Origin of the sequence: Streptomyces sp. NBC_00285, from assembly GCF_036174265.1 — a bacterium.
GTDB lineage: Bacteria > Actinomycetota > Actinomycetes > Streptomycetales > Streptomycetaceae > Streptomyces.
Genome location: NZ_CP108055.1, coordinates 5,654,435 through 5,676,687 on the forward strand (window position 1 = coordinate 5,654,435; position 22,253 = coordinate 5,676,687).

General features: G+C 70.7%; 22 protein-coding genes. 5 read left to right on the forward strand and 17 right to left on the reverse strand.

Annotated features, from left to right (window positions below; genetic code table 11):
- Positions 1–98: 98 nt before the first annotated feature.
- The 5 genes from OHT57_RS26035 to OHT57_RS26055 all read right to left on the reverse strand — a co-directional run bounded on the left by OHT57_RS26035 (position 99) and on the right by OHT57_RS26055 (position 4,040).
- Positions 99–362: a hypothetical protein gene (locus OHT57_RS26035; RefSeq protein ID WP_328753331.1), complete on the reverse strand. Its 264-nt coding sequence runs from the start codon at positions 360–362 to the stop codon at positions 99–101.
- Positions 363–448: 86 nt separating this feature from the next.
- Positions 449–1,939, reverse strand: a complete 1,491-nt coding sequence (locus OHT57_RS26040; protein WP_328748915.1) for a DEAD/DEAH box helicase — start codon at positions 1,937–1,939, stop codon at positions 449–451.
- A gap of 213 nt (positions 1,940–2,152) precedes the next feature.
- A complete protein-coding gene (locus OHT57_RS26045) occupies positions 2,153–2,356 on the reverse strand; it encodes a cold-shock protein (protein WP_006143946.1) in 204 nt (67 codons plus the stop codon).
- A gap of 372 nt (positions 2,357–2,728) precedes the next feature.
- Positions 2,729–3,211 carry a DUF5990 family protein gene (locus OHT57_RS26050; RefSeq protein ID WP_328748916.1) on the reverse strand — a complete coding sequence of 161 codons (483 nt, stop codon included), beginning with the start codon at positions 3,209–3,211 and terminating at the stop codon, positions 2,729–2,731.
- A 55-nt stretch (positions 3,212–3,266) separates the two neighbouring features.
- Positions 3,267–4,040 (reverse strand): polysaccharide deacetylase family protein, encoded by a 774-nt coding sequence (locus OHT57_RS26055; RefSeq protein ID WP_328748917.1) that lies wholly within the window; start codon positions 4,038–4,040, stop codon positions 3,267–3,269.
- A gap of 240 nt (positions 4,041–4,280) precedes the next feature.
- Between OHT57_RS26055 and OHT57_RS26060 the strand changes: the two genes are divergently transcribed.
- On the forward strand, positions 4,281–5,348 hold the full coding sequence (locus OHT57_RS26060; protein ID WP_328748918.1) for a right-handed parallel beta-helix repeat-containing protein: 1,068 nt from the start codon (positions 4,281–4,283) through the stop codon (positions 5,346–5,348).
- Positions 5,349–5,390: 42 nt separating this feature from the next.
- Entirely contained in the window at positions 5,391–6,419 is a 1,029-nt protein-coding gene (locus OHT57_RS26065; RefSeq protein ID WP_328748919.1) for a methyltransferase, read from the forward strand.
- 75 nt (positions 6,420–6,494) lie between these two features.
- Here the strand turns inward: OHT57_RS26065 and OHT57_RS26070 are convergent, their stop codons facing one another.
- The 10 genes from OHT57_RS26070 to OHT57_RS26115 form a co-directional block, all read right to left on the reverse strand.
- On the reverse strand, positions 6,495–6,827 hold the full coding sequence (locus tag OHT57_RS26070; protein WP_328748920.1) for a TcmI family type II polyketide cyclase: 333 nt from the start codon (positions 6,825–6,827) through the stop codon (positions 6,495–6,497).
- A gap of 68 nt (positions 6,828–6,895) precedes the next feature.
- Positions 6,896–7,375: an SRPBCC family protein gene (locus OHT57_RS26075; protein WP_328748921.1), complete on the reverse strand. Its 480-nt coding sequence runs from the start codon at positions 7,373–7,375 to the stop codon at positions 6,896–6,898.
- Between the two features lies 1 nt (position 7,376).
- Positions 7,377–7,634 (reverse strand): acyl carrier protein, encoded by a 258-nt coding sequence (locus OHT57_RS26080; RefSeq protein ID WP_328748922.1) that lies wholly within the window; start codon positions 7,632–7,634, stop codon positions 7,377–7,379.
- A gap of 45 nt (positions 7,635–7,679) precedes the next feature.
- Complete coding sequence (locus OHT57_RS26085) at positions 7,680–8,930, reverse strand: ketosynthase chain-length factor (RefSeq protein WP_328748923.1); 1,251 nt, start codon at positions 8,928–8,930, stop codon at positions 7,680–7,682.
- Entirely contained in the window at positions 8,927–10,195 is a 1,269-nt protein-coding gene (locus OHT57_RS26090) for a beta-ketoacyl-[acyl-carrier-protein] synthase family protein (protein WP_328748924.1), read from the reverse strand. Before OHT57_RS26090 ends, OHT57_RS26085 begins: the two co-directional genes overlap by 4 nt.
- Positions 10,192–10,629, reverse strand: a complete 438-nt coding sequence (locus tag OHT57_RS26095) for a cupin domain-containing protein (RefSeq protein ID WP_328748925.1) — start codon at positions 10,627–10,629, stop codon at positions 10,192–10,194. The genes OHT57_RS26090 and OHT57_RS26095 overlap by 4 nt, the downstream gene beginning before the upstream one ends.
- A gap of 46 nt (positions 10,630–10,675) precedes the next feature.
- A complete protein-coding gene (locus OHT57_RS26100; RefSeq protein WP_328748926.1) occupies positions 10,676–11,833 on the reverse strand; it encodes a SchA/CurD-like domain-containing protein in 1,158 nt (385 codons plus the stop codon).
- Positions 11,834–12,017: 184 nt separating this feature from the next.
- Positions 12,018–12,707 (reverse strand): class F sortase, encoded by a 690-nt coding sequence (locus OHT57_RS26105; RefSeq protein ID WP_328748927.1) that lies wholly within the window; start codon positions 12,705–12,707, stop codon positions 12,018–12,020.
- A 115-nt stretch (positions 12,708–12,822) separates the two neighbouring features.
- The gene (locus tag OHT57_RS26110; protein WP_328748928.1) at positions 12,823–13,377 is read right to left on the reverse strand and encodes a hypothetical protein; all 555 of its coding nucleotides are present in this window, start codon (positions 13,375–13,377) and stop codon (positions 12,823–12,825) included.
- A gap of 311 nt (positions 13,378–13,688) precedes the next feature.
- Entirely contained in the window at positions 13,689–15,404 is a 1,716-nt protein-coding gene (locus OHT57_RS26115) for an FAD-dependent oxidoreductase (protein WP_328748929.1), read from the reverse strand.
- 347 nt (positions 15,405–15,751) lie between these two features.
- Between OHT57_RS26115 and OHT57_RS26120 the strand changes: the two genes are divergently transcribed.
- Positions 15,752–17,050, forward strand: coding sequence for an alpha/beta hydrolase (locus OHT57_RS26120; RefSeq protein ID WP_328748930.1), 1,299 nt, complete (start codon positions 15,752–15,754; stop codon positions 17,048–17,050).
- Between the two features lie 42 nt (positions 17,051–17,092).
- Here OHT57_RS26120 and OHT57_RS26125 read toward each other — a convergent pair whose 3' ends face one another.
- Together OHT57_RS26125 and OHT57_RS26130 are read right to left on the reverse strand one after the other, a co-directional pair.
- Positions 17,093–17,614, reverse strand: a complete 522-nt coding sequence (locus OHT57_RS26125; protein WP_328748931.1) for a hypothetical protein — start codon at positions 17,612–17,614, stop codon at positions 17,093–17,095.
- A 104-nt stretch (positions 17,615–17,718) separates the two neighbouring features.
- Positions 17,719–19,674: an APC family permease gene (locus OHT57_RS26130; protein ID WP_328748932.1), complete on the reverse strand. Its 1,956-nt coding sequence runs from the start codon at positions 19,672–19,674 to the stop codon at positions 17,719–17,721.
- A 405-nt stretch (positions 19,675–20,079) separates the two neighbouring features.
- Between OHT57_RS26130 and OHT57_RS26135 the strand changes: the two genes are divergently transcribed.
- Together OHT57_RS26135 and kdpF are read left to right on the forward strand one after the other, a co-directional pair.
- Entirely contained in the window at positions 20,080–21,933 is a 1,854-nt protein-coding gene (locus OHT57_RS26135) for an APC family permease (protein ID WP_328748933.1), read from the forward strand.
- A gap of 226 nt (positions 21,934–22,159) precedes the next feature.
- Positions 22,160–22,249 (forward strand): K(+)-transporting ATPase subunit F, encoded by a 90-nt coding sequence (gene kdpF / locus OHT57_RS26140; protein ID WP_037659531.1) that lies wholly within the window; start codon positions 22,160–22,162, stop codon positions 22,247–22,249.
- Positions 22,250–22,253: the final 4 nt, after the last annotated feature.

Here is a 22,253-nt window from a genome sequence, read left to right on the forward strand (position 1 = left end):
AGCGATGAGGGCCCTGCCGACGCGCGTCGGCAGGGCCCTCATCGCTGTTCCTGTGGGCGGTCTCAGACAACCGCCCCCTTCTCATCCGTCCGGCGGAGCTACCCGACGGCGACGCACCGAGAGGCGGTCGACGTGAACGCCCCACCGAGGACGTCCCGGAGCCGGATGCGGTCCGTGTACATGGAGCTGTCGCGGTGAACCGCGAGTTCGGCCCGGGTGACCGAGCCCGTGCACTGGTCGTCCCCGTCGCACAGGAGGAGGTACTCGACACCGGCCCCGGTCATGACGGACAGCGCGACCTCGACGGTCATGTCGTCCCGGACCCGGGGTCCGTGGGCGTCCATGGCGTGGCCCATGTGCATGGGCGAGAGATCCGCGTGCCGTCGGTGTGTCCGGAACGGTGTCAAAGGTGCCTCCTGGGAGATGGGTGGACTGCTGACCGGCTCTTCTAGGCCGCGGAGTCGAGGGCGGACCGCTGCGGACGGCGCCGCGCCGGACGTCCGTTGCCGCCACGCCCCTGGCCGCCCCGGGACGAGGTGCTCCCGGAGGACGGGGCGCGCCGCGGACGGGCCGCGGCCGGTGCCGTGATGACCACAGGGACACCGGAGGGGGCCTGGGCACCGGTGATCCGGGCCAGCTCCGCCTCACCGGACCGTACGGAGGTGTTCTGCGGGGTGATGCCGGCGGAGGTCATCAGCCGGCTCATGCTCCGACGCTGGCCGGGCGTCACGAGGGTGACGACACTGCCGGACTCGCCGGCGCGTGCGGTACGGCCGCCGCGGTGCAGGTAGTCCTTGTGGTCGGTGGGCGGATCCACGTTGACGACCAGGTCGAGGTTGTCGACGTGGATGCCGCGGGCCGCCACGTTGGTCGCCACCAGGACCGTCACATGCCCGGTCTTGAACTGGGCCAGTGTCCGGGTGCGCTGGGGCTGGGACTTGCCGCCGTGCAGAGCCGCGGCGCGGACACCACTGCTCAGCAGGTGCTTGGTCAGCCGGTCCACGGCGTGCTTGGTGTCCAGGAACATGATCACCCGGCCGTCCCGTGCGGCGATCTCGGTGGTCGTCCGGTGCTTGTCGGCCTCGTGCACGTGGAGCACGTGGTGCTCCATCGTGGTGACCGCGGCCGCCGACGGGTCGACGGAGTGGACCACCGGGTCGCTCAGGTAGCGGCGCACGAGCAGGTCGACGTTGCGGTCCAGGGTGGCCGAGAAGAGCATCCGCTGCCCATCGGCACGCACCTGGTCGAGCAGCGCGGTGACCTGGGGCATGAAGCCCATGTCGGCCATCTGGTCGGCCTCGTCGAGAACGGTGATGGCGACCTGGTCCAGCCGGCAGTCGCCCCGGCCGATGAGGTCCTTGAGCCGTCCCGGGGTCGCGACGACGATCTCCGCCCCGGTCCGCAGTGCGTTCGCCTGCCGGCTGATCGACATGCCGCCGACGACGGTGGCCAGCCGGAGCTGCACGGAGCGGGCGTACGGGGTGAGCGCGTCCGTCACCTGCTGGGCGAGCTCGCGGGTCGGGACGAGGACCAGGGCGAGCGGCTGCCGGGGCTCCGCGCGCCGGCCCACGGTACGGGCCAGGGTCGCGAGGCCGAAGGCGAGGGTCTTGCCCGAGCCGGTCCGGCCGCGGCCGAGCACGTCACGTCCGGCGAGGGAGTTCGGCAGCGTCGCCCCCTGGATGGGGAACGGCTCCGACATGCCCTCGCGTCCGAGTGCGGCCAGCAGGGGCGCCGGCAGGTCGAGGTCGGCGAACGACTCGACCGGGGGAAGCGCGGGTGTGACCGTCACCGGCAGTGCGAACTCGCCCTGGGGGGCGGCCTGTCGACGGTCGTTGCCCTTGGAACGCCGCGGAGCCCCCGAGCGCACGGGGGCGGAGTTCCAGGAGCGGTCGTGGGAGCGGGTTGTGCGGGTGGTGCGTTCGGTGCGTGCGCGGTTCAAGCGGAACCTTCCTCGATGTTGGCACATAGGCACGTAGCAAGGAATTTCCGCGGCAGGAGAACTGCGCAGGGAATCGCGAGAACGAGCCGGAGACGATGGGCGCTGAGTCGGAAGCGGTGGGCGGCCGTCCGGCACGCGCCCGGAAATGCAGCGAGCTGGGGCCCGCACCCCAAGGTGCGGGCCCCAGCTGCGAAGTACGCGATGCTGCGGGTGTCAGGCGGGAACGATGTTCTCGGCCGTCGGGCCCTTCTGGCCCTGCGCGATGTCGAAGGACACCTTCTGACCTTCCAGCAGCTCACGGAAGCCCTGGGCGGCGATGTTCGAGTAGTGGGCGAAGACGTCGGGGCCGCCGCCGTCCTGCTCGATGAAGCCGAAGCCCTTTTCCGAGTTGAACCACTTCACGGTGCCAGTAGCCATGTTATTTCTCCTTCGGAGACGATGCCCGGAATTCGCCCTGTGCGGATTCCGCGTGCCGTGCTGATTAACCCGTCGGAAAAATAAACCTTCTGGCAACCACACCTGCAACTGACAGTGACATTAGCATGGCGGGATCGGCCACGTCCGGTGCGGAATTCCACATTGGGTCGGTGATCGAGGAATACTCGCCGGGCACCGCACCTATTTCTCACTCGACGAGCACAGATATTGCTCCGCGCGGATGCAGTGTTCCCGCCGGACATGTACGGCCGCAACGCCATGACCTCGGTCGATGGGCCGTTCGCGGCACCCGCGGCCATCGCCGGCCGGGACGTCGGTGAACGCTCCGGGACCCCGCTGACGCAATGAAGGTCACATCGGCGTGGGAGAGCCGGCGTGCGCCGCCGTCCATGTGATGTGCGGGGGCTCGACCCGCGCGCACAGGGGTCCGCCCTGCGGGTCGGTCAGGCCGAGCCGCCCCACCAGCAGCCCGTCGCGTGCGGCGGCGGCGAGCACGTCGGCGGGGATGACGTCGAGCAGGAGTTTGGCGCGGCGGAACATCGTGAACGTCCCCGCCTCGTCGACCGTGCCCCACGACAGGTAGACGAACCGCCGGCCCAGACGGTCCTGTACGTACGGGCCCTTGATCTCGGTGCCGTCCGCGGAGGTGCTCGTGGTGCACTCCAGGCTCCAGGTCGCGGAGGGCGCGTCACCGGGCTGCGGATCGAGGAGCTCGGCCGGGCGGTCCCGCCGCTGCACGGCGACGTGGACGTTGTCGTACACGGGTACTTTGCCGTCGGCGGGGCCGGGGCAGGTGAGCCCGGGCAGATCGACGGCGTCGATGCGGATGCGCATGCCGGCCATCATCCGCCATCCCCGGGCGGGACTGAAAGGCAGCCGGGTCGCGGGCTCAGCGCACCGGGAAGCCGAAGGCGTAGCCCTGCTCCTTGAGGCGGGGGAGGACCTGGCGCAGGGCCTCGACGGTCTGGGAGCGGTCGCCGCCCGCGTCGTGGAAGAGGAGCGTCGGCCCGTTGGGCAGTTCCCGCTCGACGGTGGCGACGATGGCGTCGGTGCCCGGCCGCTCGAAGTCCTTGGTGTCCACGTTCCAGCCCAGCGGGCGCATGCCGTGGGAGGCGGCGAGCTTGCGGCTGTACGGGGTGAAGGCGCCGCCGGGCGCCCGGTAGTACATCGGCCGTACGCCCCCGGACGCCTCGATGATCATGCGCTCGGCGTCGAGGATCTCCCGCGACTGGTAGGCCTCGGACTTCTTGTCCATGGTGGTGTCGTGGGACACCGAGTGGTCGCACAGCCGGTGTCCGGCCGCGACGACCTTCTTCACGAGGTCCGGGTGGGCCTGCGCCTGCGTCCCCACCATGCAGAACGTGGCCTTCACCCCGTACTCCCGCAGTACGTCGAGCACTTGGGGGGTCCACTCGGGGTCGGGGCCGTCGTCGATGGTGATGTTGACGCCGCGCGGCCCCTTGTCCGAGGCGTGCACGATGGTCATCGCGACCTGCTTGACGGTGCTGCCGGGCGCGGCCGACACCTTCGTCTTCGGCGACGAGCTTCCCAGGGCGCCGGCCTGGGCGGTCCACACCGAGGCTCCGGCGGCGAGCAACGTCACCCCGAGTGCCGCGCCGAGCACCTTGCCGTACCAGCCGCGCCCGCCGCCGTGCCGTGCCATGTCCGCCCCGCTTTCCCGCAGTTCCCGCTGATCCCCTGGTCACCTCGCGACCACCTGACAGGACGACGGAAGGCGGCCGCGGGATGCGTCCGTTACTGATCAAGGACAATCCCGGGGTGTTTCCCGGACAAGCGAACGAGCGGTGCGGGCACCAGGTCACTGCCTGTGGACGATGGATGACACGCCATCAGATGGTCTATCCGGGCCTTTCGCCGCCTTCATGGTCATACCGTCATGAATATGATGAAAGCTCGCATTGCTTACCTGGTATGCGCCGCAGCGCTCCTGGCGGTGGGCCTCGGGGCCGCCCCGCCCGCCGGAGCCGGAGCCTTCCCCAGGGCCCACGTGGTCCTCCCGGGGGAGTCGATCCAGCGGGCGGTGGACGCCGCCGGGCCGGGGGACACCGTCTTCCTGGCCCCCGGCACCTACCACGAGAGCGTCAAGGTGACCACGCCCGGGATCACCCTGCGCGGCAGTGGCGAGAGCACCGTCATCGAGCCGGGCACCACGAAGGCCGCCAACAGCTGTGCCGAGGGCGGCAACGGCATCTGCGTGGTCGGGACGAAGGACCACGACGTCAAGGGCGTCACCGTCGCCTCCCTGACCGTGACCGGCTTCGCCAGGACCGGAGTGTTCGGGATGGCGACCGACGGACTGACCGTGCGGAACGTGACCGCGGTGAAGAACGGGGTGTGGGGGATCGCCGCGGAACGCTCGGTCCGCTCGGTGTTCCGCATGAACACCGCCCGGGACAACGGCGACGCCGGCCTGTTCCTCGCGAACACCATCAAGGAGGAGGCGGGCGCCGCCGACACCGAGGGGACGCTGGTCGAACACAACCGCCTGGAGGACAACCGGATCGGCATCACCGTCCGGCGCCTCAGGAACCTCACCGTCGCGGAGAACCACCTCACCGGCAACTGCGCGGGCGTCTTCGTCGTCGGCGACGAGAACAAGCCCAAGGCCGGCGCGATGACCCTGCGCGGCAACCACATCGCGCGGAACAACAAGTCCTGCCCGAAGACCGCACGGCTGGACGCGCTGCAGGGCTCCGGCATCGTGCTGACCGGCGCCGAGGACACCCTGGTGACGCACAACCGCATCACGGGCAACGTCGGCACCTCCCCGATGTCCGGCGGCATCGTCCTGTTCAAGAGCTTCGTGGGCACCACCAGCGAGCGGAACCGGATCACCGGCAACGTGCTGGAGGGCAACGCCCCGGCCGACCTCGTCAACGCGGACACCGGCACCGGCAACACCTTCGACGGCAACCACTGCCGGGCGTCCCGGCCCGCGGGAATGTGCTGACCGGGCCGTGATCTCTCACAACTCCAAGAAGGAAGGCGGCACATGACAACCGCTCAGACCGTCCCTCCGCCGTCGATGCGTTTCAGGGAGCTCGTGTTCGGGGCGGCGTGCGCGGCGGCCCTCCGTGCGGCCGCGCGACTGGGTGTCGCGGACGCCCTCGGTGACACCCCGCTGGCCGCGGCCGACCTCGCGACGGCGGTGAAGGCCGAACCGAAGCCGCTGCGGCGGTTGCTGCGGGCCCTGACCTGCTACGGCATCTTCACCGAGCAGCCCGACGGGACGTTCGCGCACACCGACATGTCCCGGCTGCTGCGCGAGGACGACCCGAGCAGCCTGCGCGACATCGCGCTGTGGTGCACCGAGCCGTGGACCTGGGACGCGTGGCCGATGCTGGACGAGGCGGTGCGCTCCGGCCGTAACGTCGTGGAGGACCTGTACGGCAAGGAGTTCTTCCCCTACCTCAACGAGGACGCCCCCGAATCGGCCGACGTCTTCAACCGCGCCATGACCACCTCCAGCGTGCAGTCCGCGCGGGACGTGGCGCAGTTCCTCGATCTGTCGGGGTGCAAGTCGGTCGCCGACATCGGTGGTGGCCAGGGCCATGTGGTGGCGAGCCTGCTGGAGAAGTACCCCGGGCTCCACGGCACCCTGCTCGACCTGCCGCGGGTGGTGGAGAACGCCGATCCGAGGCTGCGTCCGGGAGGCGCGCTCGCGGACCGGATGAGTCTCGTGCCCGGTGACTGCCGGGTGGCCGTCCCGGTCCAGGCGGATGTGTACGTCATCAAGAACATCCTGGAGTGGGACGACGACAGCACCACCCGCGCCCTGCGCAACGTCATCGAGGCGGGCGGCCCCGGCGCGCGGATCGTGGTGATCGAGAACCTCGTCGACGACACGCCCTCGATGCGGTTCAGCACGGCCATGGACCTGCTGCTGCTCCTCAACGTCGGCGGGGCCAAGCACACCACCGAGAGCATGGTCGGCAGGCTGACGGGAGCGGGTCTGGTCATCGACGACGTCCGCCCGGTCAACCCCTATCTGCACGCGTTCGACTGCACCGTCCCCGAGTGACGGCAGCCCTGTGAAACGCCGGCGGCCGGGCACGCGAGACTCGCGTGCCCGGTCGCCGGCGTTTCAACGACCGGCTCAGGAGCCGGTGTTCCGGTCCCAGCGGTAGAAGCGGTGCGCCATCGCGTCCTTCGGCGAGCGCCAGGTCGCCGGGTCGAACGCGGTGACGTACGCCGACAACCGTTCGCTGATGTCCCGGAACTCGGGGTGTCCGGCCATCTTCGCGATGGCGGGCCCGGGGTCCTGCTCGGACTCGATGAGGTGCAGGTACACGTCGTCGAACTGGAAGAGGCTGCGCCGGGAGACCCCGACGAGGTGCGGCAGCTCTCCGCGGTCCGACTCCTCGAACACCTTGGCGATGTCCTGGGCCGACCCCGGGGCCATGCGGGCGACGATCAGGGATTGGTGCATCGTTGCGTCCTTCGTCCGGAACAGTCGGCGGATCAGTCGGCGGATCAGTCGGCGGATCAGTCGGCGGATCAGTCGGACAGCATGGGTGCGGGCCGGCGTTCCGTGGCGGCCTGCTCGATACGGTCCCGGATCAACGCCATCTGGACCTTGGAGTTCCGGTTGATGTTGTCCGTCATCCAGTCGTCGTCGACCGGTGCGTCCGGCTTCATCGCGAAGTCCTGGGTCCACACCATCCGGGTGCCCTCGAGCACCTTCTCGTACCGCCACAGGATGTTCATGTGGGCGAAGGGCCCGGTCTCGATGCGGCGGGCCCGCACGGTGAGTGCGTCGCGGTCCGTCTCACGCTGCGAGACCCAGCTCCACACCGTGCCGTTGTCGTCCGGGTGCATGGTGAGCCGGAACGTCGTGCAGTTCCCCTCCTCGGAGAGGATCTCGACGGAGGCGTACTCGGTGAACAGCTGGGTCCAGTTCGCGACGTCGTTGGTCATGTCCCAGACCAGGTCGACCGGCGCGGCGATGGTGACCTCGTTCTGTGTGTGTCCCGTCATGTCAGGCCCCCGTCAGAAGCGCGCTGTTGACGCGTTCGAGGAACTGCCGCGGGCTGCGGCTCTTCTCCGTGTCGGGAGGCATCGACGCGTTGTACCGGTTCTCCAGCTCGCCCACGATGCCCAGCAGACCGAGCGAGTCGATGCCGAACGTGTCGAACCCGGAGTCGTACCGCTGCTGGAGCTCTGCCGGGGCGACGGTGACTCCGGCGGCCTTCTTCATGAGGCCGGCCAGCTCCTCCACGGTGATTCGGTCGCTCATACGGTTCCTCTCCTTGCTGGGTGGTGGTGTGTCCGCGACGTCCCGCTACGAGGCGTCGCCGGCGCCGCGCCGTAGCACCAGCGCCGAGTTCGATCCCATGAGTCCCCGGCTGAGGACCAGCGCCGTGCGCAGTTCGGCGGCACGGGCACGGGAGGTCACGAGGTCGAGGTCGTGGCAGACGTCGAAGACGTTGGGGGTGGGCGGGATCAGACCGTGCTCCATGGCGAGCACCGCCGCGGCCGTGTCCAGCACGGGCGCCGCGCTGTAGCCCCGGCCGACAGCGGTCTTCGGCGCCGTGACCGGGACCCGGCCGGCCCGCGGGCCCAGGACGTCCGCGATCGCCAACGCCTCGGCACGGTCCGCCTCCGGTACGCCGAGCGCGTCGGCGAAGACCACGTCGATCTCCTCGGGAGCGCACCCGGCCTCGTGCAGGGCGCCGCGGATGGCGTGGGCCAGTCCCTCCCGGGACTGCTCCCAGCGGGAGGCGCCGGTGAAGGTCGCCGCGTACCCCGCCAGCGTGGCCCGCACCTTCGCGCCCCGCTCCAGGGCGCGGCCCTCGGCCTCCACGACGACCATGGCACCGCCCTCGGCGGGCACGAAACCGCAGGCCGCGTCGGTGAACGGGCGGTAGGCGCGGTCCGGTTCGCCGACGGTGCTCAGCTCCTCGTAGCCGAGCTGACAGACCATCGAATAGGGGGCCAGCGGCGCTTCGGTCGCGCCGGCCACCATCACGTCGGTGCCGCGCCGCACGGCCCGCGCCGCGTGCGCCAGGGCGTCCAGGCCGCCGGCCTCGTCGGCGGCGACGACACCGCAGGGGCCCTTGAAGCCGCGGCGGATGGAGATCTGGCCGGTGCTCGCGGCGTAGAACCAGGCGATGGACTGGTACGGGCCGACGAAGCGGCTGCCCTTGTCCCACAGTTGCTGCAGTTCCCGCTGCCCGAACTCACCGCCGCCGGAACCGGCCGCGGTGACCACGCCCACGGAGAACGGCGCCGCGTCGGTGTCGGACCGGTCGAGGCCGGCGTCGTCGAGTGCCTGGTCGGCCGAGGCCATCGCGAAGTGCGTGAACCGGTCGGTCTGCACCAGGTAGCGCTCCTCGACCGCCGACGGGGGGTCGAAGTCCCGGACCTCTCCGGCCACCCGCAGCGGCAGGTGCCCGCAGCCCTCGCGGGTGATCCGGTCCAGGACGCTGATGCCCTCCCGGGTGGACTTCCAGAAGGTCTCGGTGCTGGTTCCGTTGGGCGCGACCACGCCGATTCCGGTGATGGCCGCGCGCCGGGGACGCGGTGCGCTCATCGTGTCGTCTCCCTCGGCAGGCTCATGATGACCGCGGACTGGAAACCGCCGAACCCGCTGCCCACGGAGAGCACGCTGTCCAGTCGTCGCTCCCGCGCGACCCGCGGGACGTAGTCCAGGTCGCACTCGGGGTCCGGGGTCTCGTAGTTCGCGGTGGGCGGGACGACCTGGTGGGCCAGGGCGAGCACACAGGCGACGACCTCGATCGCCCCGATCGCGCCGAGGGAGTGCCCCACCATGGACTTGATGGAGCTCATGGGCGTGTCGTACGCGTGCGCGCCCAGGACCCGTTTGACCGCGGCCGTCTCGTGCCGGTCGTTCTGCTGGGTGCCCGATCCGTGCGCGTTGACGTAGTCGATCGCCGTGCCGTCGAGCCGGGCCTGGTCGAGGGCGTCCTCGATGGCCCGGGCCATCTCCAGCCCCTCGGTGGTCAGACCGGTCATGTGGTAGGCGTTGCCGAAGGTGGCGTAGCCGCTCAGCTCGCAGTAGACGTGCGCGCCGCGGGCCAGGGCGTGTTCCAGTTCCTCCAGGACGAGGACCGCACCGCCCTCTCCCATGACGAACCCGTTGCGGTCGGCGTCGAAGGGGCGTGAGGCGTGGGCCGGGTCGTCGTTGTTCGGGGACGTGGCCTTGATCGCGTCGAAGCAGGCCATGGTGATCGGGGAGATCGGCGAGTCCGAGGCGCCGGTGATGCACACGTCGGCCCGGCCCTCCTCGATCGTCTGGAAGGCGTACCCGACCGCGTCGAGCCCCGAGGTGCAGCCGGTGGACACGGTCTGCACCGGCCCGCGGGCCTCGAACCGTTCCGCCATCGTCGAGGCGAGGGTGCTGGGCGAGAACGCCCGGTGCAGGTGCGCTCGGGCCTCCCGGTGGTCCACGTCCCAGCGCTGCCCTCCGTTGCTGACCAGGACGTAGTCCTGCTCCAGCCGGGTGGTTCCGCCGACCGCGGTGCCCAGGGAGACCCCGACGCGCCACGGGTTCTCCCCGGCCAGGTCGAGGCCGGAGTCCCGTATCGCCTCGTCCCCGGCGACCAGCGCGAACTGGATGTACCGGTCGCACCGGGCGATCTGCTCCGCGTCCAGTCCGTGCGCCGCCGGGTCGAAGTCGCACTCGGCGGCGATCCGTGAACGCAGCCCCGACGGGTCGAAGAACGTGATCCCGCGCGTCGCCGTACGGCCGTTCGTCAGCAGGTCCCAGAACGCCGGGACGCCGATGCCGCCCGGGGCGACGACACCTATGCCGGTGACCGCCACGCGCCTCGTCATGAGCGGACCCGGTCTCGCTCGGCCGGCTCCACGGCGATCGGTACGCCGTCGGCGTCCTCGGTGTCGACATGGCCGAGCGGCGGACTCGGGGCCAACGGGCCCAGGTGGAAGACCAGTTGGGCCGCCACCTCGCCGACGTTGCGGAACCGGTGCCGCACATGGGCGGGGATCATGAGCCCCTGCTCGGGCCGCAGCGGGTGGGGCTCACCGTCCAGGTCCACCTCCAGCTGCCCGCAGACGACGTAGATGAACTCCTCGGAGTACGGGTGGTAGTGCTCGGCGATGCGGTCGCCGGGCTGCACGATGGCCACGCCCATGAAACCGCTGGTGGAACCGACGGTGGCCGGGGTGAGCAGGGCCCGCAGATCGCCACCGCGCCGAGTGTTGGGCTCGACCTCGCTGAGATCCACGATTCCGGGATGACGTTTGATCACGGCGTTCCTCCGAACAGGGGCGTGGCCGGCAGGGAGTGCCGGAGAGTCAGGCGTCGGGGGCGCGACGGTCGGTGACGAGGTCCATGCGGGAGACCGACAGAAGGCGGGTGGGAGCACCCTCGTCCAGCCCCGGGCCCTCCACTCCGAGGGCCTCGCCGTCGAGGAGCGCCGTCAGCTCGGCCGCGCGAGCGCGGTCCGTGAGACCGAGCACGGGGCCGGGGTCACTGTCGAGGCCGCCGCTCACGTCGACCAGCCGCACCACGACGTCGTCGCGCTGGAAGATCGTGCTGCGCAGCACCGGTCCCTGCGGATCGTCGGCCGCCGCCTCGTCCTGCCGGGCCAGCAACTCGGCCAGCCGCATGCCCTGTCCCTCACGCGCCGGGTAGTACAACGCGTGCCGCACCGCGTCCGGGCTCTTGCGGCCCGTCGTCACGTGGTGGACGGCGGGCAGTGCCGCGCGGGTGAAGAAGACCCGGGCGGACTCGGGGTCGTCGAGGTCCCGGTCCTGCTCCAGATAGGGGTTGATCGCCTCTTCGACGGCTCGTACGGCGGGCTGCCGGGCCACGTGGCGCAGCGCGGCGAGCAGGTCGCCCCGCACCTCGATGGCCCGGACCACCCGGTTGCCGTGCATGAACAGGGAGGTGCGGCACAGCCGGGTGGTGTCGTCGACCCGCGGCTCCGGTGAGACGTAGTCGGCGAGGATCTTGGCGACGGTCTCCTCGCTGCCCGGCTTGACGGTGAAGGTGAGCGCGTGACGGATCAGTCCGTCGCCGATCCTGGGTGACGTCTGCAGCCGGCGGCCGCCGGGCTCGGTCTCCACGGCCGGGCCGCCGGTCTCGCGGACCACGTGGAAGCGGAGCGACCTGGTGTCCCGGACACAGCTGTGCAGCGGCTCCACCATCCGTACGTGTTCCTCGCTGTTCACCCAGGTGAGGAAGGGCGGGGCGCTCTCCCACTCGCTTGTGATGAGCCACTGGGAGGGGTTCTCGATGGACTGGCACAGCTGGTCGCTGACGTGCCCGGGAACCGACGCGACCTGTGCGCACAGCTGCTCGTACGCCTCCAGGAACTGCTGCTGGGCCCCGTCGTAGACATCCACCAGCAGGACGACACGGAGCCTGGAGCCGTCGAAGACGGACTGGGAAACACGCTGCGAGGCCTGCTGCGCGAGCGATTGGGAAACACGTTCCGACGTGGTGGTCATCCTGCGCACATCTCCTCGGCGGGGCGGGGCGGGGGGAGTGAGGGCCGAGGGTGACCCGGCCGCGGGCCGGCATCGGCCACATGGGGGGCGACGTCGGCGTGCCTCGATCCTGATCCGGCTCCCGGGAGCGCGCGACTCGGAGGCACCGTGCGGGTGACCGGCCGGCTCGTAAGCCGGGGCCGGCTCAGGTGAGATGGGCGAAGACCACCAGGTTGTCCGTGTAGTCCCGGACCGTACGGTCGTAGTCACCGGCGCAGGTGATGAGCCGGACCTGGGACTGCGCGGTGTCGGCGTACACACGGTCGCTCGGGAAGTCGTCCTTGGCGAAGGTCTCCGCGCTGTCGACCACGAAGGACGCTCTGCGCCCGTCCTCCCGGTCGACGTAGAAGACGTCCCCCTGCTGCAGTTCGCCGAGATCCGCGAACACGGCTGCCGAGGTCTTCGTGTCGACGTGCCCGGCGATGACCGACGTGCCCGCCTCGCCCGGGGACGCTCCGTTGATGTGCCAGCCGACGAGGTTGGTGTCGGCGGCCGGGGGCGGTTCAAGCTGTCCCGTGGGGCCGATCCTGAGGTCGGTGAAGGGGGCGTCGACCGAGATCTTCGGGATGAGCAGGCGCACGGGCCTTGACCTGGGCAGGGGTCGCACCGTCGGCTTCTCCGCCGGCTGTCCGGCCGGTGGCACCGACGCGGCGGGTGCGACGGCCCGCGTCGGGCGGGGGGCGTCGGATGACGTGTCGTGGCCGCCGAACAGGCTCACCGCCAGGGCGAGGAGCGCCACGGCACCCACGACCAGCTTGGTGTTGGATCCCCGCTGCAGGGGGGCCGGCTCGTGGCCGCCGGGGTTGTCTGCGGGAAAAGAAGGACGAACTGCCATCGGACACCACCTCACCGGGACACGGCAGCAAATCGGAAGAGGGACAGGACAGGCCCGCCGGGCCGCCACGCGGCGCGCGCGTGGCGGCCACAGCGGCTATGTCACCCGGCATGGGTCAGGCCACGCTTCCGGCGAACTTCTTGCGGCGCGCCGCGTACAGCCCCGTTCCGGCGACCGCCAGGACGGCGAGCCCGCCCGCGGTCATGGCCGGCGAGGCCAACGCGCCGCCACCGGTGTGCATTCCACCGCTGGGCTTCTCGTGGTCGCCGCTCCAGGAACCGCCGTCCTGCTTGCCGCTCCAGGAGCCGCTGTCCTGCTTGCCGGTGCCGGTCTCCTTGCCCTGGTCGCCCTTGTCCTTGTAGGTGTCCGGGTCGTACTTCGGGTCCTTGGCGGTGCCCCAGTCGTCCTCGTTCACCGCGGTCAGCGCACCGCCACCGGTGTGCATGCCACCGTGCGGGGCGTCGTGGTCGCTGCCCTTGCCGTGCTCCTGACCGTTCTCCCGGCCGTTCTCCTGGCCGGTCTCCTTGCCCTGGTCCTTGCCGTGCTCCTTGCTGTAGCCGGAACCCGTGTGGTCGCTGTCGTCTCCGGCCGCCGCGTAGGCGCCGGGGGCGCCGAGAGCGAGGACGGTCGAAGCCGCCGCGATGGCCAGGAGGGTGCGAGCAGAATGCATCTGACGTTCCTTCCGCCGGAGGCCGGGCAGCTGGTGCTTCGTCAGCTGAGGTGGCCCACCCCCGACGTGATCCACCGTCAGTCAGACGCCCGTCTCCCACCACTCAAGACGATCACCCGGGTGAACCCACCCTGCTGACGACCCGGCAGAACCGGTGCGGAGCCGGGCACCCCCGCGACACAACGGGCTTGCGCAACAGGCGAGTTCACGCCGGCCGGAACGGGGAAGGGCCGGAGCGATGTCGCTCCGGCCCTTCCCCGCTCATGTCCCGTGTCACCCGTGCGCGTCGGGACCCGCGCCGCCCGCCGGGATCAGTCCGCTGCCAGCAGCGTGGCCAGGGCCTCACGCAGGGCCGTCCCGGCGTCCGGGACCGGCCCGGACGACCGCCAGGCCACGAACCCGTCCGGCCGGACGAGTACGGCCCCTCCGGGCGTCGTGCCGTGGACGGCCGACCAGTCCGCATCACCCTCGGGTGTCAGCTCGGCGTCGGCCCCCGCACCCACCCGGTACGAGGTCAGGGGCACGGACGTCCCGTCGGCGAGGCGGACGGCGGCCTCGTGCCAGCCCGCCGGGTCGTCGGCGGAGCTGAGCAGGACGAACGACCGCTCGTAGAGGTCCAGAGTGGAGATCGGTTCACCCCGGTGCCGTACCGCCATGTGGGGTGCCCTGCTGCCGGGTTCACCGGACAGGTCGAGGCGTTCCGGGACGACTGCGGCAGCGGGGTCGGTGCCGAGGACGGCGCCCTGCGGATAGCGGTAGCCGAGGGCCACGTTGAGGATGCCGCGCTGCGGGCCACCGCCACCGCCCGCGCCGGGCGGCGGGGCGAAACCGGGATGGCTGTGCTCCACCGACCGTGCGGCGGCCCGGGCGCTGGTCGCCTCCGCGACCGGGCGGCGCTCGGCGTCGTACGTGTCCAGCAGGCCCTCACCGGCCCAGCCGCCGAGCACCGCGGCCAGCTTCCACGCGAGGTTGTGCGCGTCCTGGATGCCGGTGTTGGAGCCGAACGCCCCGGTGGGGGACATCTCGTGGGCCGAGTCGCCGGCCAGGAAGACGCGTCCTGACCGGTAGCTCCGGGCGACCCGTTGGGCGGCGCGCCAGGGAGCCCTGCCGGTGATCTCCACGTCGAGATCGGCGACGCCGACCGCGCGGCGGATGTGCTCGACGCACCGTTCGTCGGTGAACTCCTCCAGGGTTTCGCCGAGTTCGGGGTGCCAGGGGGCGTGGAAGACCCAGTTCTCCCGGTTGTCCACGGGCAGCAGGGCACCGTCGGCGTCCGGGTCGGTCAGGTAGCAGACGATGAACCGGCGCTCGCCCACGACATCGGCGAGACGGCGGGAACGGAAGGTGATGCTGACGTTGCTGAACAGGTCACCGGGACCGCTGCGGCCGATGCCGAGCTGCTCACGGACGGGGCTGCGGGGACCGTCGGCGGCGACGAGGTAGTCCGCGCGGATGGTGGTGTGCTCACCGGTCTCCCGGCTCTTGACCACCGCGTTGACGCCGGAGGGCTCACTGTCGAACGACATCAGCTCGGTGCCGTACCGCAGGTCGCCGCCGAGCCGTGTGGCGTGTTCGAGCAGCACCGGTTCCAGGTCGTTCTGGCTGCACAGACACCATGAGCTGGAGCTGAAACGGGCCAGTCCGCCGCCCGGGTCGATCTCCTTGAAGAGCCACTCGCCCGCGTCGCCGACCAGGGTGGGCGTCTGCAGGATCCCGTGGTTGCCGGCCAGCGTGGCGGAGGCCTGACGGATCATCGGCTCGACGCCGGCCGTGCGGAACAGCTCCATCGTGCGGACGTTGTTGCCGCGGCCGCGGGGGTGGATGGAGGTGCCGGCGTGGCGTTCCACCACCATGTGCCGTACGCCAAGCCGGCCGAGGAACAGCGAGGTCGACAGGCCGACGAGGGAACCGCCGACGATGAGGACCGGGACCCGATGGATCGAGGGGCCGGACGGGTCTGACGGGTCGGCTGTGCCGGACGGTCCGGTCCGGTCGGAAGGGTCGGTCTGGTCGGCTCGTGGGTTCATCTCTCGCCTCCGGCGCGTCGTGTCCACCGACTCGTCCGGATACGGCCGGGATCTTGATGCATGCCCCGCGGCATCGGGGCGGGCCCAAGCTTCACCCGCTTCACCCGCCGGATTCGCCGGGGCGGGCGCAGGGCACCGGCGGGCGTCCCGGCGCCGTCCACCGCCCCCTCGTACGGCGCCGCTCCCGCCGTACTCGTCGAGGCGGCCCGTGGCCGGATCCACCCGGATCGCGTCCGAGTGGGCTGTTCTTGCACCCCTTTTGCGCTGAATGCGGAACGCGGAGGATTCCAGAGCCCTCCTTCTGTATGAAGGAAACCGCACAGGTAGGAAATCGGGGATCAACCGGTATGGGTCTGACGAGCGAGACGACCGTGTATGTGATGGCGACCCTTGCCGCCGTGGGTGTGGCACTGCTGGTCTGGCTGTGGCCACGGTTCGCCCGGCAGGGACTGTGGCAGGTGCTGGGACGACTGGTGGCCATCGGGACGACCCAGGTGGTGATCATCGCCGCGTTCGCGTGCTGGCTGAACTCGTCGTACCAGTTCTTCGGATCGTGGGGCGAACTCTTCGGCCAGGTCGAGACCGCCCCCGTCGGAGTGACACAGGCGGGCGGAGCAGTCGAGGGCGTCGGCACGGTGAACGGCGCCGCCCTGAAGGGGTCGCTGGTTCAGCCGGCCGGTTACGGGCAGCTGAACCAGGTCAGCGGACTGCCCACCGGCCCCGCCGCGGTGAACGGGCGAGTGGAGTCCGTGAAGGTCGTCGGACGCCGCACGGGCGTGGTCGACCCGGCGTTCGTCTACCTGCCGCCGCAGTACTTCCAGAAGGCGTACCAGCGGCAGCGCTTCCCGGTGATCGTCGCGCTCAGCGGCTACCCGGGCAGCATCTTCAACCTCGCGCAGCATCTGAAGGTCCCCCAGATCGCCGGTGAACTGCAGAAGAGCGGCCAGATGCAGCCGACCATCATGGTGATGATCCGGCCGACGATCGCCCCGCCGCGCGACACCGAGTGCGTGAACGTACCGGGCGGTCCGCAGACCGAGACCTTCCTGGCCAAGGACCTCCCCGACGCCCTGAAGTCCGCGTACCGGGTGGGGCATGACGCCAGCGCCTGGGGTGTCATGGGCTACTCCTCCGGCGGCAGCTGCGCCCTTCAGCTGACGATGCGCGATCCGCACGCGTACACGACGGCCGCCGCACTGTCGCCCGACTACAAGGTCAAGGACGACCCGACGACCGGCAGCCTCTTCGGCAGCGGCCCCGGACGCGCCGAGCGGAGCAACGGCCACGATCTGATGTGGCGGCTCAAGAACCTGCCCGTTCCCCAGGTCTCCGTCCTGGTGGCCGAGAGCAAGCACGGCGAGCGCGGTTATCCGCAGACGAAGGCCTTCATCAAGGCCGTCAGGGCACCCATGCGTGTCGTGTCGATCCAGCCCGAGCACGGCAGCCACAACTTCCCGACCTGGGTACAGGAGATGCCCCCCGCCCTGAAGTGGATGAGCCAGCAGCTGACGTTCCCCCAGGACGTCGTGCCCCGTCACCACAGGAACAAGCCGGGCTCGGTGGTCGCCGACCCGCCGAAGACCGGTCACGCCCCGCTGCGCGCCGACGGCCCGGAGCCCACCCCCACCGCCAGGACACGCAGGTGACGGCGTACATCGATCCGGTCGGCAAGAGACCCGCCGTCGCGATCAGGAGAGCCCGGACGCCCTGAGTACCGCTCGCGCGGTCTCGTCGTCGATGCTGTGGCCGAGCCGCTCCAGCACGTCCGCGCCCTGCAGCAGCGTGCCGCGCTCGACGGAGCGGCGGACTCCGGTGTCGAGTTCGTGCCAGACCAGCGGGTTGGCGGCCAGGACGTGCGGGTCCAGTTCCACGCGGTGGCCGTAGGCGTCGCGCAGGACCAGCTGGGACGAGACGCCGTCGTAGCGCCGTACGGTCGTCAGCGCGTCCGTGCGCACCACGCGCCTGCGCCAGGGACCCCGCACCGCCAGCCAGCCGGTGCCTGCCGTGACCCGGGGCGGGAGCAGGACGGTGAAGAGGGCGGCCGACATGCCGAGCCACAGCACGACACGCAGGGGTGACAGGCTGCGCGCGTCCCAGTCGACCAGCAGGCACATGGCGCCGAACAGCGTGGTGCAGCTCGCCGCGAGCCGGGCGCTGCCCCGCCAGTGGCGGTCACCGGCCCGGTCCCACCGGTCGTCGGAACGTCGCATGCCGCTGACGTTAGGCGGCCGTGCGGGGCCCGGCGGCTGCCCCTGACGGGGTTCTGACGCCGTGCGGGTGATTCCTGACGGGATCCTTACGCCGGGCGCCGGGTTCAGCCGGTGTGGACGCGGGGGCGGCGGGCGCGGTCGGGTTCCGCCTCGCGCAGGACCTCTCGGGTGACCGGGGCGACCTCGCCCTGGCCGAAGAGGAAGAAGCGCAGGAAGTTGGCGAAGGGGCCGCCCTCGGTCCACTCGAAGTAGATGTGCGGGGTGCAGTCCGTGGTGTCGCGGACGTGGAGGAGGAGGGCGGCCAGGGCGTTGGGGACGGAGGAGGACTCCAGGGTGAGGACGCGGTAGCGGCTGTGCAGGACCTCGCCCCGGACCGTCAGGCTCGCCTCGAACTCGGAGGGGTCCGTCACGGTCACCTCGACGAAGACGAAGTCCTCCTGCTCCGGCATGTCGTTGTCGGCCCGGATCTGCTCGATCTTGTCCCGGTACTCGGCCTTGTCGCGGCTGTCGGGTTCGTTGGCGATGAAGCGGATCTTGCGGCTGGCGATGTCCCGGATGAAACGTTCCGCCATGTCGTCGAGCGTCACGCTGGTCACGCGGAGCTCGAAGGCGCGGGCCAGCCGGGAGAGCAGCGAGACCAGGATGATGCCGGCGATGAAACAGGCGCCGATCTTGACGCCGTCGGGGCGTTCGATGACGTTCGCGACGGTGACGTAGAGGAACACCGCCGAGATCACGGCGAAGCCGATCGTCCAGCCCCGTTGGCCGGCCTTGCGCGCGGCGATGGTCACCGCGATCGCCGCCGAGCTGATGAGGACGAGCACGCCGGTGGCGTACGCGCCGCCCTGCGCGTCGACATCCGCGTCGAACACCCACGTGACGAGGAAGCCGATGAGCGTGAAGACGATGACCATCGGACGGACGGCCCGGGCCCAGTGCGGTGCCATGCCGTAACGGGGCAGGTAGCGCGGCATCAGGTTGAGCAGACCGGCCATCGCCGAGGCGCCGGCGAACCACAGGATGGCGATGGTCGAGACGTCGTAGACCGTGCCGAAGACGCCGCCCAGGTACTTGTGTGCCAGGAAGGCGAGGGCGCGGCCGTTGGCCTGTCCGCCGGACTCGAACTCCTTCTCCGGGATCAGGAGGGTGGTGATGAAGCTGGTGGCGATCAGGAAGACGCTCATGATGAGAGCGGCGGCCGTCAGCAGTTTCTTGGTGTCGCGGATACGGCCACGGGGGTTCTCCTCCGTGTCGCCCTCGTCGCCCTTCACATGCGGCATGACGGCGACGCCGGTCTCGAAGCCGGACAGGCCAAGGGCGAGCTTGGGGAAGACCAGCAGCGCCACGCCGACCATGGCGAAGACGTTGCCGTGCTCGGCGGTGAGGGCGTTCGACCAGTCGGTGACCACGTGACCCGCGGTGACGACGTGCCACAGGCCGACGGCCACGACGACGACGTTCAGCGTGAGATAGAGGCCCACGAGGACGACCGCGACACCGATCGCCTCCAGGAAGCCCTTGAGGAACACCGCGCCCAGCAGGGCGACCAGGACGAGGGTGATCAGCATCCGCTGGTCGTGCAGGGTGCTGGTCAGATGCGGGTTCTCGACCAGGTGGGTCGACGCGTCGGCCGCCGAGAGCGTGATGGTGATCAGGAAGTCGGTGGCGGCGAAGCCCAGCAGGGTCAGGACGAACAGCTTGCCCTTCCAGAACGACAGCAGCCGCTCCAGCATCGCGATCGAGCCCTCGCCGTGCGGGCTCTCCTCCGCCACCCGGCGGTAGACCGGAAGCGCGCCGGCCAGGGTGACCAGGACGAGGACGATGGTCGCGACGGGGGAGAGCAGTCCGGCCGCGAGCGCGGCGATGCCCGGCTGGTAGCCGAGGGTGGAGAAGTAGTCGACGCCGGTCAGGCACATCACCCGGTACCAGGGCTGGCCCTTGTGCGGCGGCTCGGGTTCGGCGTGCGGGCCCGTGTGGCCGCCGCTCCTGCCCATGTCGGACAGGCCCTGAAGCATCCACGTCCGTAGACGGCTCTGCGGAGGGTGTTCGGTGGTGACCATCGGGCGGCTCTCCTGATGTGCGGCGCAGTGCGGGATCCGGCCATCACACAGACGGCGGCATCAGCGTATGCAGACAGTGACCTGAGGGCCGAGGGATGGATCACACGTTCGCGTCAGGGTTGCGTTAAGACCGGCCGCGACGGCACCGGCGGCGCACTGGCGGCGCATCAGGGAGGGATGTTCCGGTGCGGCGGGGGAGGGCTCGGCCATTCGAGGCTGCGGGGCCCCGGCGGCAGGGGCGCCCGGATCGGCCGTACCCCCGTCAAGGATCCGTCAAAGTCGGCCGGTCCGGCGCGAAGAAGCCGCTAAGAGGAGGCGGCCCGGGCCGGGGTCGGACACACCCTGAGTGCACCGCGCACGGTTCTCCCCGCGTGCGCGGCACGAAGGAAGAAGGAGATCGCACCGATGTCCGTCCTGACCCACGAGCCGGGCGCGGCCCCCGCCGACGAAGAGCCTCCCGATACCGGCGAACGCCACCGGCTGACCGCAGTCACGGGCCTCGCCGCCCTGTCCCTGGACGCGATGGCGTCGGTGGCGTACGGGCCCGAGGCGATCGTCCTGGTGCTGGCGGCGGCCGGGGCGCACGGCCTGGGCTTCACGCTCCCGGTCACGCTGGCCATCGCCACCCTGCTCGCGGTGCTCGTCGCCTCGTACCGTCAGGTGATCGCCGCCTTCCCGGACGGCGGTGGGTCGTACGCCGTTGCCAGGACGCATCTGGGCGCGCGCACGAGCCTGGTGGCCGCCGCCTCGCTGGTCCTCGACTACGTGCTGAACGTCGCCGTCGCCGTCACGGCGGGTGTGGCCGCGCTGACCTCGGCCTTTCCCGGCCTGTACGGGGATCGACTGTGGCTGTGCCTGGTGGTGCTCGTGCTGATCACGGGCGTCAACCTGCGGGGCATCGTCGAGTCGGCCAGGGTCTTCATCGTGCCGACCGTGGTGTTCGTCGGGTCGGTCCTCGTGCTCATAGCGGTGGGCCTGTTCCGGTCCGGGCCGGTGAGCACGGCCACCGCCGACGGGCACGCCTCCGTGCTCGCCGACAACGCCACCTCGGTGGGCGCACTGCTGTTGCTGAAGGCCTTCGCCTCCGGATGTGCCGCGCTCACCGGCGTCGAGGCGATCGCGAACGCGGTGCCGTCCTTCCGCCGCCCACGGGTCAGGCGCGCCCAGCGTGCGGAGGTCGCCCTCGGGGCGGTGCTCGGTGTGATGCTGATCGGCCTGTCGGTACTGATCGGCCGCTTCCACCTCCAGCCGGTCGAGGACGTCACCGTCCTCGCCCAGCTCGCGGACGCCTCGCTCGGCCACAACTGGGGCTTCTACGTCATCCAGTTCGCGACGATGATCCTGCTCGCGCTGTCGGCCAACACCTCCTTCGGAGGGCTGCCGGTGCTGCTGAAACTGCTGGCCCGCGACAACTACCTGCCGCATGTCTTCGCACTGAAGGCCGACCGCCAGGTCCACCGCCACGGTGTTCTGGCCCTGGCCGCGGTCTCCGCCGCGCTGCTGGTGTTCTCCGGCGGCGACACCAACACCCTGGTGCCGCTGTTCGCCATCGGTGTCTTCGTCGGCTTCACGATCGCGCAGGTCGGGATGGTCCGGCACTGGCGCCTTGAACGCCGGGAGGAGGGGAGCCGTGGCCGGCGGGGCAAGGCGCTGCTGAACGGCTTCGGAGCCGCGCTCACCGGCGTGGCGGCGGTCGTCGTCACGCTGGAGAAGTTCCGGGAGGGCGCCTGGCTGGTCGTGATCGCGCTGCCGCTGCTGGTCGCGGCGTTCCTCGCCGTCCATCGTGCCTACGGCCGCATCGGCGAGCGGCTCGGTCTGGGCCGTATCCCCGAGCCCCCGCACCGTGAGCGCTCGCTGGTGATCGTGCCCGTCTCCTCGCTGTCCCGGCTGACGTCGGAGGCCCTGACCGCGGCGGCGTCCCTAGGCGATGAGGTGCGTGCGGTGACCGTCTGCTACCCGGACCCCGAGGACCGGGCCGCCCTGCACGCCCTGGAGCGCTCCTGGGCCGAGTGGGATCCGGGTGTCGAGCTGGTCCGGTTGTCCTGCGAGCGGCGTTCCCTGGGCCGTCCGATCGCCGCCTACGTCCGTGAGGTCGCCGCGGCCGAGCCCGCCACCCGGGTGACGGTGCTGATAGCGGAGACGGAGCCGGAGCGGCTGTGGCAGCGGCTGCTCCAGAACCAACGGGGCGCGGTCGTCGCGCATGCCGTACGGCGGGAGACGGACGCGGTCATCTGCCGGCTGCGGTTCCGCCTGCTGTGAGGGCTGCGGGGACGGCGGCCGTATGGACCCCGTCAAAGGTGTGGGCGCCGCCGTAAGGGACTCGTCAACGGCCGGCCGATTCCCGTCCGGGGCGGGGTTTCCTCTACCTGTCCGTTCCTCTTCCGAACCTCTCCTAGGAGTTCGCGATGGCCGACCTGGCCTTCGTCGTCACCACGATCGCGGTCTTCGCGCTGGTGGCCCTCGTCGCCAAGGGGGTGACGAAGCTGTGACCGCCGAGAACATCGTCGGCCTGATCGTGGCCGTCGCCCTGCTGGGCTATCTCGTCCTCGCCCTGATCTTCCCGGAGAGGTTCTGAGTCA